Here is a 12,694-nt window from a genome sequence, read left to right on the forward strand (position 1 = left end):
CTTATCTCATTCCCATTTGAGATAGCTTAGTTTGATATTTATTTTGATCAACTTGGAGAGCTAAACCTCCATAGACATCATAGGCATCGACCCAATCACCTAGTTCTGGAACTGTTAATCTCTCAATACCATTTTGCGCTCCATCTAGGAAGGATAAACCATTGGTCAATAAGAAACTATAAGGAACATTCGTAGAGGTCATCCCAAAGACCTTACCAAGTGCTTCTGATCCAGTAAAGAGTTTGGTTGGATCCTTGAGTTGCTGTAGAACAGCTGTCAGCACTTGCTGTTGTCTCTTGGTACGACCATAATCACCTTCGTCATCATCACGGAAGCGTGCATAATTGAGCAAGGTTGAACCGTTCATCTGCTGCTTCCCGACTTTAATTGTCTGGGTTGGAGACTCTGTTTCTGTAGCATGTAAATCATCTCCGACTGTAGCTTCAGTTAAAGGTTGACCTTCTAAGGTTGAGAATTTTGCATCAATCGTCACGCCATCAGGGAATAGAGTGTCAATAGCAGTTGCGAAGGCCTGGAAGTCTACCAAGGCGTAGTACTTAATGTCCAAGTCAAAATTATCTTTTAGGACTTTCCGAACCATTTCAGCCCCTTTTTGCCCCTCTTGTTCCCCTAGTTCATAGGCCACATTCAACTTATTATCGGACTGCTTTCTACCGTTAATGACTTGGCTATAACCGTCTATATAAACCAAATTGTCACGCATAAAGCTGACTAGCTTAATTTTCTTATCTGAGCCACCAACATTTAGTACCATAATAGAGTCTGTTCTCGTCTCAGCACTATTTTGACCGATTCGCCCATCCGTCCCCATAATCAAAATATTAACTCCATCCTTGGTATCTTGACCATGAAAAACTTCTACTTGAGCCGCCTTAGCATTGGCAGGTTTATTTGGATCCGCATTTGAATAGCCTTTTAGGAACATAAAAATCATGCCAAAACCGACACAGGCTAGAAGGGCAAGCAGTCCAGCAAAAATGCGCCCCAAACGAATCTTGCGTTTTTTGGACTTAACCTTTGGAAGAGAATTGATTTTCTGGTATCTCTCAGAACGACTACGGCTATTATAAGAAGGAATCGAAGTATTAGCACTTGTCTTTCTATAATCCTCTGCCAATTCCTGACTTTCTGAGGGAGCATCACTACTTTCCCTATTTAATTTGTCTTGCAAGTAAGCAAACTCTTTTTTCTCTCGCTCATTGAGATAATGAATATTCTTAAAGAGATAGTCATAGCGCAACTGCTCGTGGTGGCTTAAGGGATTTTCTTTACTCATCTTCTCTCCTTTCCATGGTCTGATATTGGATAAATAGGATAGGCTCCCAGTACTTTATACTGGATTCCAATCGCTTCTAATTCTTTTTGGGCAAAGTTAACCAAGTCCCTATCGGCATAATCAACATCGATAATGAAAAAGTATTCACCCAGTGCTGTCTTGAGTGGACGGCTTTCAATTTTTGTCAGGTCAATTCCCCGCCAAGCAAAGGTCGACAGAGCCTTATAAAGTGCTCCCGGAAGGTTATCAGGTAAGGTCAAGGCCAAACTCATTTTTTCACTTTGTGCTTGTAAGGGCATACTAGGCTTTTCAGCTCCTAGAACCCAGAAACGTGTGAAATTAGCTTCCATTTCTTGAATATCTTCAGCAATCAGTTCTAAGCCATATTCTTCTGCAGAACTTCTAGGAGCAATGGCCGCAAAAGGCTGGTCAGGATGTTCGGAAATAAAGCGGGCCGCATAGGCTGTACTGGCTGTTATCTCGATTTGGGCCTCTGGATACTGTTCATTGATGAATTTCTTTCCTTGAGCCAAAGCCTGTGGGTGAGAAAAAATCTTTTCAATCTTAGTGTGACCTGGAACCACCATCAACTGCTGGTGAATGGGCTGAACGATTTCTGCTACTGCTTGGATGCGAGCCTGATGAAAAAGGTAGTCCAAGGTTTCATGCACACTACCCTCGATAGAATTTTCAACTGGCACCACAGAATAGTCCACCAAACCTTGCTCATAGGCCTTGATGACATCCGTAATATTGGCGAAAGCCTGCAATTCCTCATGAGGAAAAGCAGTCTGCACAACGTGGTGTGAAAATGATCCCTTGGGACCTAGATAAGCAATTTTCATCTCAGTTCCTCTATAATTTCCTCTGGGCTTAGCTTGGTCACATCCAAAACCCGACTGGCCACTTCCTCATACCAAGCCTGTCTTTCTTGAAAAATAGCTGCAAGTTTTTCCTTGCTATTCTTTAGAAAAAGCGGACGCTGATTGTCCTTATCAGCTGCGATACGTTGATAAAGCGTTTCAAAATCAGCTTTCAGGTAGATGTTATCAAAATTTGTCTTGAGTAAGTCACGATTTCGCTTAGAAATGACCACGCCCCCACCAGTTGACACAACTTGGTCCGTTTTTAGTAACTCAGCTAGGACTTCAGACTCTATCTGACGAAAGGCTGATTCTCCCTTTTCAGCGAAAAATTCCGCAATGGACATACCTAAGCGTTTCTCAATCAGAGCATCCATATCAAGGTAATTAGGGTCCAATCCTCTAGCAATTGTGGATTTACCAGCCCCCATAAATCCTAGTAATACCTTAGCCATGAATCAAGCTCTCCAAATCATCAAAGAAGCTAGGATAGCTGGTATTGATGGCTTCAGCACGGTCAAGCTCCACTTCTCCATCTGCAACCAAGAGAGCTGCGATAGCTGTCATCATGCCGATACGGTGGTCTCCAAAAGTATTGACTCTTGCACCGTGAAGGGCTGATTTTCCTTTGATAATCATTCCATCTGCTGTAGGAGTAATATTCGCACCCATGCTATTTAAAGCGTCTGCCACAACCTGAATACGGTCTGTTTCCTTGACCTTGAGCTCCTCAGCATCCTTGATAACTGTTACACCATGTGCTTGGGTAGCAAGAAGGGCAATAATAGGCAATTCATCAATCAAGCGTGGAATCAAGGCACCACCAATCTCTGTTCCTTTCAAGTCAGAAGACTCAACAGTCAAGGTTGCAGATTTAGCCACTGGGTCAATTTCAGTTACTTCTAATTTTCCACCCATGGCACGAATGACATCTATAATACCGGTACGCGTTTCGTTGATGCCCACATTCTTAAGCACCAAACGAGAGTTTGGAACAATCAAACCAGCAACTAACCAAAAGGCTGCACTGGAAATATCTCCTGGTACGACCACCTTTTGTCCAGTCAGTTTTTGCGGCCCTTGGACTGTGATTTTTTTACCATCCACACTTAAACGGCCGCCAAATTGTTGCAACATATCTTCAGTATGATTACGGGTACACTCTTTTTCGATAATAACGGACTCCCCCTGAGCTTGCAAGGCCGCAAACATCAAGGCTGACTTGACTTGGGCTGAGGCAATCGGCAACTCATACTGAATAGGTGCTAGGTTTTTCGTCCCTTTTAAATAAAGGGGAGGCAGATCTCGCTCAGTTTGCCCTGAAATGCTGACGCCCATTTTTTTCAATGGAATCGTCACGCGGTCCATAGGACGTTTGGAAAGACTATCATCTCCAAACATTTCTACTTCGAAGTCGGCCCCAGCAAGGACACCTGAAATCAGGCGAATCGAGGTACCAGAATTCCCCATATCAAGGGCATTTTGCGGAGCTTTTAGGCCGTCCATACCGACACCTTGAATGGTAATAACCCCATCTTTATCCTCAATATCAACACCAAGGTCACGAAAAACCTGCATGGTCGAAAGAACGTCTTCACCTCGCAGAATATCATAAACCTTGGTTTCACCCTCAGCCAAACTCCCAAAGATAATGGAACGGTGGCTGATAGACTTATCACCTGGAACTCGGATACTGCCATGTAAGTGGCTAATGTTTGTTTTTAGTTTCATATTGGACCTCATACTTGCAATACTTTTACCTATTTTATCATAAAAAGCCAGAAATTCCTTAAAAATTTCTGACTTTATGATAGTTATTTTCTTATTTTAGCAATTCTGAAACTGGTTCAAAAACAATTTTTTCAATGTCAGAAAGATAAATTGCCAATTGTTGTTGCTTGGTAAAGAATTCTGACAAAAGGCTGTTCCCCTGAATCTGCTTGCCAAAGCCTTCCATTTTCGCTTGAAAGGAAGCATCGGGCATTTGACCTGTCTGCGCTAGTCTTTGAATTTCCTCTTGGAAAGTAACATATTCTGTAAAGATTTTGCTTGCCTCAGCATCTGCTGAAATCGCATCTTTAGCTGCTTTGACAGCCTTGTATTCTGGTAATTCGCGTAAACCGCGACTGAGTTCGTTTGCACTATCGTAAATATTTGACATTATTTTCTCCTTATTTGATGACTACTGTATAGTCGGTATTTTCTGTTATGAGATGCTCGGCTCGTTCCAAGTCTTGAGCATTTTTAAATGAAATTTGTAGGATCCCGTGAATATCCTCACGGTTTTCCTCATTGATGTGAATATTGACCAAGGAAGTTCCACGTAGTAATTCCAAGATTCGTAAAATAACGTCTTCCTCATCGGGAACGTCGACATAGAGGTCATAAGAGCTATCCACACCACCACGCTTATGGATTTCCATAGCCTGACGTTGCTCACGCGCTTGATTGAAAAAATTCCAGATTCGCTCTTCATCTCCCTTACTGATAGCTTGTCCAACCTCGTCTAAGCGCTCCTTGAAATCCGCAATTCGGTCTAGAATAGTCTCACGATTGGATAAGAGAATGGACGTCCACATACCTGGCTCACTTTCCGCAATTCGAGTCATATCTCGAAAACCACCGGCCGCAAAGCGCCTTGCCATCTCATGTTCTTGAGCATAAACCACGGTCTGCTCCATGAGACTAGAAGCCAGAATATGAGGAAAATGGCTAATCTGAGAAGTGACTCGATCATGCTCCTTAGCATCAATCTCGATAAAGCGAGCATGAAGACCTGAAAGCAAATCCTTCATTTCCTCAAGCGTATCCTGACCTGTCAGGCTCGAAGGTGTAAAGATATAATAGGCATTTTCAAAAAGATTGACGTCCGCAGAAGCAGCCCCTGTCTTATGACTACCAGCCATAGGATGGGCCCCGACAAAGCGAACAGGTTTGCCAGCCAAATACTGCTCCGCCGCATCCACAATAGCTGACTTGGTCGAACCAGCATCTGAAATAATGACGCCTTCTTTCAAGTCCAAGTTGGCCAATTCCTTAATAAAAGCAACGGTTTGTTTGATTGGCAAGCTGAGGATAATGATATCTGCCAAAGGAGCAAAACTGGCAAAATCATCCGTTGCACGGTCAATCATGCCTTCTTTCAAGGCGATATCTCTCGAAGCTTGACTGCGATTATAGCCTAAAATTTCATAATCTGGGTGATCGCGTTTGATACCAAGTGCCATAGAGGCACCAATCAGACCAAGACCTGCGATATAGACTGTTTTTGCCATAGGAACTCCTTAATAGTTCTTTGTATAGTCTCGGTGTTGGGCTACCGCTTCTTTTAATTCCTCTAGATTGTCTGATGAGAATTTTTCAAGGATTTCTTGTGCCAGAACCGTTGCCACAACGGCTTCCATAACTACACCGGCTGCTGGAAGAGCGGTCGGATCACTTCTTTCGACTGTTGCCTTGTAGGGTTCGTGGGTTTCGATATCCACACTCATAAGAGGCTTATAAAGAGTAGGAATAGGTTTCATGACGCCTCGAACAACGATGGGTTGCCCATTGGTCATACCACCTTCAAAGCCGCCCAGATTATTAGTACGGCGAGTATAGCCGTCTTCTTTAGACCAGAGAATTTCATCCATGACTTGGCTACCTTTGCGGTAACCAGCCTCAAATCCTAGACCAAATTCCACCCCTTTAAAGGCATTGATAGAGACAACTGCTTGGGCAAGTCTGGCATCCAATTTTCTGTCCCATTGAACATAGGAACCAAGACCAACTGGAACACCTCCGACGACTGTCTCCACAACCCCACCGATGGTATCACCGTCACGCTTTATTTGGTCAATATAATCCTTGATTTCCTGTTCCCGTTCTTGGTTGACAATAGAAACTTCAGACTGGGCAGCTCTTTCCTTAATCTCAGCGACTGTGAGATTCTCAGGAACATCGATTTCCTTGCCACCAAAGACTACGACATGGTTGGCAATCTCCATATCCAGCTCAGCCAAGAGGCGCTTGGCTACTGCGCCAACTGCCACCCGCATGGTGGTTTCACGAGCTGATGAACGCTCCAAGGAATTACGCAAATCATCAAAACGGTACTTGATGCCCCCAACCAAATCGGCATGTCCTGGGCGAGGATGGGTGATTTTTCGTTTGCTTTTAAGTCGCTCTTCAATGTCTTCCGCAGACATGATATCCAGCCATTTTTGGTGGTCCTTATTGATGACATCCATGGTAATAGGAGCCCCTGTCGTCTTCCCGTGACGAACGCCCGAAGTAAAGACAACCTGGTCACTCTCAATCTTCATACGACCACCGCGGCCATATCCACCCTGACGACGTTTCAAATCCTCATTGATGTCCTCTGCTGTCAAAGGAAGTCCAGCTGGAATTCCTTCAATGATAGCCGTCAGACGAGGGCCGTGTGATTCTCCTGCAGTTAAATATCTCATACGCTCTCCTTATTTTACCAAGTAGTCTTTCATCTCTTCCAGAGAAACTGGGTGAATGGTCGCTGAGCCAAGCTCTGGCACCAAGACCAATTTCAAGGTATTGCCACGCGCTTTCTTGTCATGTGTCAAAGCCTGATAAAGCTTGTCAACATCCCAGTTTTCATAGTCAACAGGTAGTCCAAATTTCTGACACATCTTTGTGATAGATTGCGTAATGCCAGCTGGCATGAGTCCCTTTTCCTCAGCAACCTTGGAAATCTGCACCATTCCCATGGCTACAGCCTCTCCATGCATGACCTTGCCATAACCGGCAGTCGCTTCAATAGCATGACCAATAGTGTGGCCAAAATTGAGGTAAAGGCGTACACCATTGTCCAGCTCATCCTCAACCACCATCTTGCGCTTAACCTGACAAGAATGTTCAATCAAGGTCTCTGCATATTCCAGAATGCTCTCTACAGAACCATCCAGCTCCGTCAAGAGAGCCCACAGTTCTGGGTCCTCAATCAAGCCATACTTGATGACCTCCCCCATTCCTTCAATCAACTCTCTCTTTCCAAGTGTTTCAAGGACAAGCGGATCAATCAGAACCCCATCTGGTTGGGCAAAGGTACCCACCATATTTTTAGCAAATGGAGTATTGACGCCTGTCTTTCCACCGATTGAAGAATCCACCTGGGCAGTCAAACTAGTCGGAATCTGAACAAAATGAATACCCCGCATATAGGTAGAGGCTACAAAGCCTGCCAGATCCCCAACGACACCACCACCTAGGGCTACAATCCCATCACTGCGGGTCAGACCTTGCTTGACCAAAAATTCATAGACTTTCTGAACAGTGGTTAAATTCTTTCTTTCTTCACCTTCTAAAAAGTCAAAAATAGCTACCTGAAAACCAGCATCTTCTAGGCTGAGCTTGACCTTCTCTGCATAAAGAGAAGCTACATGGTTGTCTGTTACAATGACCACTTTTTGTGGTTGCCAAAGTTCTCGCAACCATTGGCCAGCCTGAGCCAGACAACCTTTTTCAATCTGAATATCATAAGGATGATGAGGAATATCGATTCTGATTTTCATAGGAGAGTCTCCTTTTCTTTATTGGTATTTTTCTGTTAAGGACTGCCAAATCTCTTCTGTCGGCATCTCCTTGCCTGTCCACAATTGAAAAGCTTCTGCAGCTTGATAGAGCAACATTCCCAGACCATTAACCGCTGGATTGCCCTGACTTCTAGCCCATTTCAAAAATGGTGTTTCAAAGGGTTGGTAAATGATATCTGCTACTAAAAGAGTTTCTGATAGGACAATGCTTTCAGGAACTGGAGATGATTGACCGTCCATTCCTACACTTGTCGCATTGACCAGTAAATCAGACTCAGCAATCCTTGCTTGCAGTTCAGAAACATCTTCTAAAGCATACAAGTCCACCTTAAAGCTTGTATGCTCCTGTAACTTGTCTAGGTAAGGTCTTGTTTTTTCCATAGAAACTGAACGAACAAAGAGCGAAATCTGACTGACGCCATCCAAAATAGCTTGTGCCAGAATGGATTTAGCCGCACCACCTGCACCCAGCAGGGTCATCTTCTTACCTATAATTGTAAAAGAAGGCAAGCTCTTAAAAAATCCCTTGCCATCTGTATTATATCCAATTAAATTGCCATTCTCATTGACAACCGTATTAACCGCACCAATCAAGCGTGCTTCATCGCTCAGCTCATCCAAGTAAGGAATCACCTGCTCCTTATAGGGCATGGAAAGGTTGATACCAAACATCTGGTAGCGACGAATATTAGCGACTGTGACTTCCAAGTCATCCGCTTTAATCTCCCAAGCAACATAAGCACCGTTGGTAGCTGTCGCCTCAAAGGCCCTATTATGGATAAAGGGGGAAATAGAGTGCTTAATAGGATTGGCAACAACGGCAGCTAAACGTGTATAGCCATCAAGCTTCATCCAAAATCTCCCTGATTTTTTTCATGTTAGCTAGAGAAATCTGACCTGGGGCACTGGCCTCATCTAGACTAGCAAAGGACCAGCTCGAACCTGTCACATCTGCAGTTATACGAGAGACCTTGCCCACCTTGCCCATAGAAATGGTCACATATTCCTGCTCAGGATTGAGGGTTTTAAAGCCTCGTGTATAGTTCATCAAGTCTAGCACATCCTGCTCCGTATGAGCCATCACCGCAACCTTGACAAGTTTTGGATTTAAGCTCGTCAACTCTGACAAGATCTCCATCATATTTTCAGGTGTTTCTTGGAAATTGTGGTAACTCAAAACGAGATTTGGGAAGTCCAGCATTTCTTCAAAAACATCCTTGTAGCTATAGTACTCAAAATCAATATAATCTGGTTGATAGAGTTGCGCCACTTCCTTGATTAGATGGATATATTCTTCTGGAGAAAGGTCAATTTCTCCCCCTTCAGAACGAGTTCGCAGAGTGAAAACCAACTCACGGCCTGCGAATTTTTCAAAAATAGCTGGAGCTACCTGCAAAATCGCTTCCTTAGGCAGATAGTCGGCACGCCATTCAATAATATCAGCATCTTGATACCTCGTGGCATCCAGAGCCTGGGCCTCCTCTAAACTTCTTGGCATTACTGAAACGATTAATTTCATTTACTAACCTTCATACTAATCACCTTGAGGTAATTACTACTTTCATCTTTTTTATTATAGGCAAAATCTGCTGGAAGACCGTATTTGTTTAAAATCTGGTAACTTCTTCCTGCAAAGCCTTTATCAATTTGTTCTGTAAATTTCTGACGGGAAACATTGGCAGCATTGGTACTAGCAACGATAATCCCTCCCGGATTTAAAATCTCAAGACTCTGGGAAATCAACTTGTGATAGTCCTTAGCCACAGAAAATGTTTGTTTTTTGTTCCGAGCAAAGCTAGGCGGATCTAGGACAATAACATCATAGGTTAAGCCTTTTCGTTTGGCATATTTGAAATACTCAAAAACATCCATGACTATAAAACGATGGGCCTCTGTGCTGATTCCATTTGCCTGAAAATGCGCTTGAGACAATTCTCGTGAACGTTTGGCTAGGTCAACCGAAGTTGTCTGGCTTGCTCCTCCCATGGCCGCAGCTACTGAAAAGGCTGCTGTGTAGGAAAACATATTGAGCAAGGATTTACCCATAGCCAATCCATCCACTAAACTACCGCGAACTTCATGCTGGTCTAGGAAAATCCCTGTCATCAAGCCATCGTTCATAAAGACTTGATACATGACACCATTTTCCAAAACAGTGAAGAAGTCAGGTGCTTCTTGACCATAAACATGGGCAGATTCATAGTCCAAACCCTTAAAACGGATCTTCTCATATATCCCTAAAACCTCAGGAAAAACCTGTCTAAAAGCTTCTGAGATAACCTTGCGAATCTGATATACATAAGAATTATACCAAGAAAAGACAGCATAGTCGCCATAAAGGTCCACTGTCAGACCGCCAAAGCCATCTCCCTCTTGGTTGAAGAGACGAAAGGCAGTTGTCAAATCATCTTGATAGTAGGCTTTCCTCTTTTCTTTAGCTTGTCTAAAGAGTGTTTCAAAGAAAGCTTGATTAAAGGTAATCTTATCTGTGCTAACAAACCAGCCCAAGCCCTTGTTTTGCTGAGAAAGGTAAGCAGTCCCAAGAAAGTTTCCACCTTGACTATGAACTTCTACTTCCTGATCCTTAAGCTGAACATCTGCAAGATCGCTGGCTTCTAGTAAAACAAGCCCCTTTGCAAGCTTCTTTTCAACCCTTTTGCTGACTCTTATTCTATTCATGACTACTATTATATCAAATTTTTAGACAATTCTCAAAAAAAGAAACTACCCTTGCTTTTTTACTCTAGTTTTAAAAAATGGTATACTAATACTAATAAAAACTTAGGAAGTAATTGTGTGAGAATCAATTTTAACAAAATCCAAAAAGCCATGGGTACCAGACTGGGTTTTGTCCTAACCCTCTTAATCCTCTATTGGCTCAAAACCTTATTAGCCTATACCGTTGACTTTAATTTAGATATTCAATTGGGCAAGCTGCAAGGAAATTACCTTGCCTTTATCGCCTTTTTCAACCCCCTTCCTTTGGGGCTCCTCCTGCTGGCTCTAGCCCTCTATGCTCGGTCAACCAAGATTTTTTATAGTATTAGTATAGTTATTTATAGCCTTTTATTCATTTGGCTCTATTCCAATGTCTTTTACTATCGAGAATTTAGTGACTTTATCACGGCTAATACCATGAAGGTCGCCAGCAAGGTGTCTGTTGGTACTGCAGAACTAGAGTTACTGCGTCCTTGGGATTTTCTCTATTTTATGGATTTCCCAGTGCTGGCTTTCCTTTTCTTTAAAAAATTCATCCAGTTGGATAGGAGACCTTTCAAATTCCGCTCGAGTGTTGCTATCACTGCTCTTTCAGCCCTCCTCTTTTCAGCTAATCTTTTTTTAGCAGAAATTGAACGTCCCGATCTCCTATCGCGAGGATTTTCTAATTATTATGTTGTTCGTGCCCTTAGTTTGCCAGCCTTTTTAGGTTATAGTGCCAACCAATTATACAGCGCCAACAAAGAACGTGCTAAGGCTTCTGAGACCGACCTTCAACCTATTACAGATTATATTCAAGAACATGATGCTAAGCCCAATCCAGACTATTTTGGCTTAGCCAAAGGGAAAAATGTGATTTATCTCCACTTGGAGAGTTTCCAGCAGTTCCTACTTGACTATAAACTCAACATAGATGGAACTGAGCACGAAGTCACTCCCTTCCTTAATTCCCTCTACCATTCGCAATCAACCCTAGCCTTTTCTAATATCTTTAACCAAGTCAAGGCTGGTAAAACTTCTGATGCAGAAACTATGTTGGAAACTGGTTTATTTGGACTTAACCAAGGTTCCTTTATGGTCAACTATGGAGGTACCAATACCCAGCAAGCTGCGCCTTTTATCCTATCAAAAAACGGCTATCAATCAAGTGCTGTCTTTCACGGTAATATCGGTACCTTCTGGAACAGAAATACAACCTACAAACAATGGGGTTACCAGTACTTCTTTGATGCTTCCTATTTTACTAAGCAAGACAGTAGCAATTCTTTCCAATATGGTTTGAATGATAAAATCATGATGAAAGATTCTATCCAATATCTGGAACACTTGCAGCAGCCTTTTTATGCCAAGTATATCACGGTGTCCAATCACTATCCCTATGCTAGCAATCTGACAGGCAACGAGCTTGGTTTCCCCTTGGCCAATACTAAAGATGAAACAATCAATGGCTACTTTCAAACGGCTAACTATCTGGATAGTGCTATTAAGGCCTTCTTTGACTATCTCAAAGAAAGTGGCCTCTATGAAAAATCCATTATCGTCATCTACGGAGACCATTATGGCATTTCCAATTCCCGCAATCCTGACCTGGCACCTTTGATTGGAAAGACTTCTGAGAACTGGTCGAATTACGACAATGCCATGTTGCAACGAGTACCTTTTATGGTGGTCATGCCTGGCTATGAAAAGGGGCAAATCATCAATACCTACGGTGGACAAATCGATATCTTACCGACTCTCGAACACCTCCTTGGTATTGAGTTCAATTCCTTCCTTCAAGTCGGACAAGATCTACTATCACCAGATCATCAAGAAATCGTTGCCTTTCGGACTGCCAATTCCTTCGTCACACCAAAATACACCAGTTATGACGGACGAACCTACTATACTGAAAGTGGTCTTGAAATCAGCAATCTTGATGAACAAGCTCAAACTGAACTAGAACTCGTTCGGCAGGCAGCCAGCCAACAGCTAAAAATCAGCGACCAGATTCAAACTGGCGATTTGATACGTTTCTATCAAAAAGATCATCTTGGAACAGTTGATACAGAAAGTATTTCTTACCTCAATTCATTACCAATTCTGCAAAAGATTGAGCAGGAAAAAGGTAGTCAGTCAACTAGCCTCTTTAGCCAACGACAAGGTAAAACCAGTACTGACCTTTTCAAAGCGCCAAGTTACCAAGAACTCCACCCCGAGTCTTCAGAAACCGAATCAAAATCACAATAAAAGAAATGCTCTTCCGTCTTGGAGGAGCATTTCTTTTT

At 42.9% G+C, this 12,694-nt stretch carries 12 protein-coding genes; 1 reads left to right on the top strand and 11 read right to left on the bottom strand.

Annotated features, from left to right (window positions below; translation table 11 throughout):
• Position 1 precedes the first annotated feature (1 nt).
• The 11 genes from OCF96_RS01790 to OCF96_RS01840 all read right to left on the bottom strand — a co-directional run bounded on the left by OCF96_RS01790 (position 2) and on the right by OCF96_RS01840 (position 10,388).
• Complete coding sequence (locus OCF96_RS01790) at positions 2–1,297, bottom strand: LCP family protein (RefSeq protein ID WP_261445554.1); 1,296 nt, start codon at positions 1,295–1,297, stop codon at positions 2–4.
• Positions 1,294–2,142: a prephenate dehydratase gene (gene pheA / locus OCF96_RS01795; RefSeq protein WP_261445560.1), complete on the bottom strand. Its 849-nt coding sequence runs from the start codon at positions 2,140–2,142 to the stop codon at positions 1,294–1,296. The genes OCF96_RS01790 and pheA overlap by 4 nt, the downstream gene beginning before the upstream one ends.
• Entirely contained in the window at positions 2,139–2,615 is a 477-nt protein-coding gene (locus tag OCF96_RS01800; protein ID WP_261445561.1) for a shikimate kinase, read from the bottom strand. The genes pheA and OCF96_RS01800 overlap by 4 nt, the downstream gene beginning before the upstream one ends.
• Entirely contained in the window at positions 2,608–3,891 is a 1,284-nt protein-coding gene (gene aroA, locus OCF96_RS01805) for a 3-phosphoshikimate 1-carboxyvinyltransferase (RefSeq protein ID WP_261445566.1), read from the bottom strand. The genes OCF96_RS01800 and aroA overlap by 8 nt, the downstream gene beginning before the upstream one ends.
• Positions 3,892–3,982: 91 nt before the next feature.
• Positions 3,983–4,321, bottom strand: coding sequence for a YlbF/YmcA family competence regulator (locus OCF96_RS01810; RefSeq protein ID WP_261445569.1), 339 nt, complete (start codon positions 4,319–4,321; stop codon positions 3,983–3,985).
• A 10-nt stretch (positions 4,322–4,331) separates the two neighbouring features.
• The gene (locus tag OCF96_RS01815) at positions 4,332–5,435 is read right to left on the bottom strand and encodes a prephenate dehydrogenase (protein ID WP_261042343.1); all 1,104 of its coding nucleotides are present in this window, start codon (positions 5,433–5,435) and stop codon (positions 4,332–4,334) included.
• Positions 5,436–5,444: 9 nt separating this feature from the next.
• On the bottom strand, positions 5,445–6,611 hold the full coding sequence (gene aroC / locus OCF96_RS01820; RefSeq protein WP_101784628.1) for a chorismate synthase: 1,167 nt from the start codon (positions 6,609–6,611) through the stop codon (positions 5,445–5,447).
• 9 nt (positions 6,612–6,620) lie between these two features.
• Positions 6,621–7,688, bottom strand: coding sequence for a 3-dehydroquinate synthase (gene aroB, locus OCF96_RS01825; protein ID WP_261042325.1), 1,068 nt, complete (start codon positions 7,686–7,688; stop codon positions 6,621–6,623).
• Between the two features lie 18 nt (positions 7,689–7,706).
• The gene (locus tag OCF96_RS01830) at positions 7,707–8,561 is read right to left on the bottom strand and encodes a shikimate dehydrogenase (protein WP_261445574.1); all 855 of its coding nucleotides are present in this window, start codon (positions 8,559–8,561) and stop codon (positions 7,707–7,709) included.
• Entirely contained in the window at positions 8,551–9,228 is a 678-nt protein-coding gene (aroD, locus tag OCF96_RS01835) for a type I 3-dehydroquinate dehydratase (protein WP_175880859.1), read from the bottom strand. The genes OCF96_RS01830 and aroD overlap by 11 nt, the downstream gene beginning before the upstream one ends.
• Positions 9,225–10,388 carry a class I SAM-dependent rRNA methyltransferase gene (locus tag OCF96_RS01840; RefSeq protein ID WP_261445582.1) on the bottom strand — a complete coding sequence of 388 codons (1,164 nt, stop codon included), beginning with the start codon at positions 10,386–10,388 and terminating at the stop codon, positions 9,225–9,227. The genes aroD and OCF96_RS01840 overlap by 4 nt, the downstream gene beginning before the upstream one ends.
• 150 nt (positions 10,389–10,538) lie before the next feature.
• Here OCF96_RS01840 and OCF96_RS01845 point away from each other — a divergent pair, with 150 nt between their 5' ends.
• Positions 10,539–12,656 (top strand): LTA synthase family protein, encoded by a 2,118-nt coding sequence (locus OCF96_RS01845; protein ID WP_261445671.1) that lies wholly within the window; start codon positions 10,539–10,541, stop codon positions 12,654–12,656.
• The last annotated feature ends 38 nt before the right edge of the window (positions 12,657–12,694 follow it).

Origin of the sequence: Streptococcus mitis (genome assembly GCF_946190065.1) — a bacterium.
Lineage (GTDB): Bacteria > Bacillota > Bacilli > Lactobacillales > Streptococcaceae > Streptococcus > Streptococcus mitis_DE.

What these genes read in the sequence shown, in the direction of transcription:
- OCF96_RS01790 (WP_261445554.1), bottom strand. Translation starts at nt 1,297, where the DNA reads ATGAGTAAAGAAAATCCCTTAAGCCACCACGAGCAGTTGCGCTATGAC.
- pheA (WP_261445560.1), bottom strand. Translation starts at nt 2,142, where the DNA reads ATGAAAATTGCTTATCTAGGTCCCAAGGGATCATTTTCACACCACGTT.
- OCF96_RS01800 (WP_261445561.1), bottom strand. Translation starts at nt 2,615, where the DNA reads ATGGCTAAGGTATTACTAGGATTTATGGGGGCTGGTAAATCCACAATT.
- aroA (WP_261445566.1), bottom strand. Translation starts at nt 3,891, where the DNA reads ATGAAACTAAAAACAAACATTAGCCACTTACATGGCAGTATCCGAGTT.
- OCF96_RS01810 (WP_261445569.1), bottom strand. Translation starts at nt 4,321, where the DNA reads ATGTCAAATATTTACGATAGTGCAAACGAACTCAGTCGCGGTTTACGC.
- OCF96_RS01815 (WP_261042343.1), bottom strand. Translation starts at nt 5,435, where the DNA reads ATGGCAAAAACAGTCTATATCGCAGGTCTTGGTCTGATTGGTGCCTCT.
- aroC (WP_101784628.1), bottom strand. Translation starts at nt 6,611, where the DNA reads ATGAGATATTTAACTGCAGGAGAATCACACGGCCCTCGTCTGACGGCT.
- aroB (WP_261042325.1), bottom strand. Translation starts at nt 7,688, where the DNA reads ATGAAAATCAGAATCGATATTCCTCATCATCCTTATGATATTCAGATT.
- OCF96_RS01830 (WP_261445574.1), bottom strand. Translation starts at nt 8,561, where the DNA reads ATGAAGCTTGATGGCTATACACGTTTAGCTGCCGTTGTTGCCAATCCT.
- aroD (WP_175880859.1), bottom strand. Translation starts at nt 9,228, where the DNA reads ATGAAATTAATCGTTTCAGTAATGCCAAGAAGTTTAGAGGAGGCCCAG.
- OCF96_RS01840 (WP_261445582.1), bottom strand. Translation starts at nt 10,388, where the DNA reads ATGAATAGAATAAGAGTCAGCAAAAGGGTTGAAAAGAAGCTTGCAAAG.
- OCF96_RS01845 (WP_261445671.1), top strand. Translation starts at nt 10,539, where the DNA reads ATGGGTACCAGACTGGGTTTTGTCCTAACCCTCTTAATCCTCTATTGG.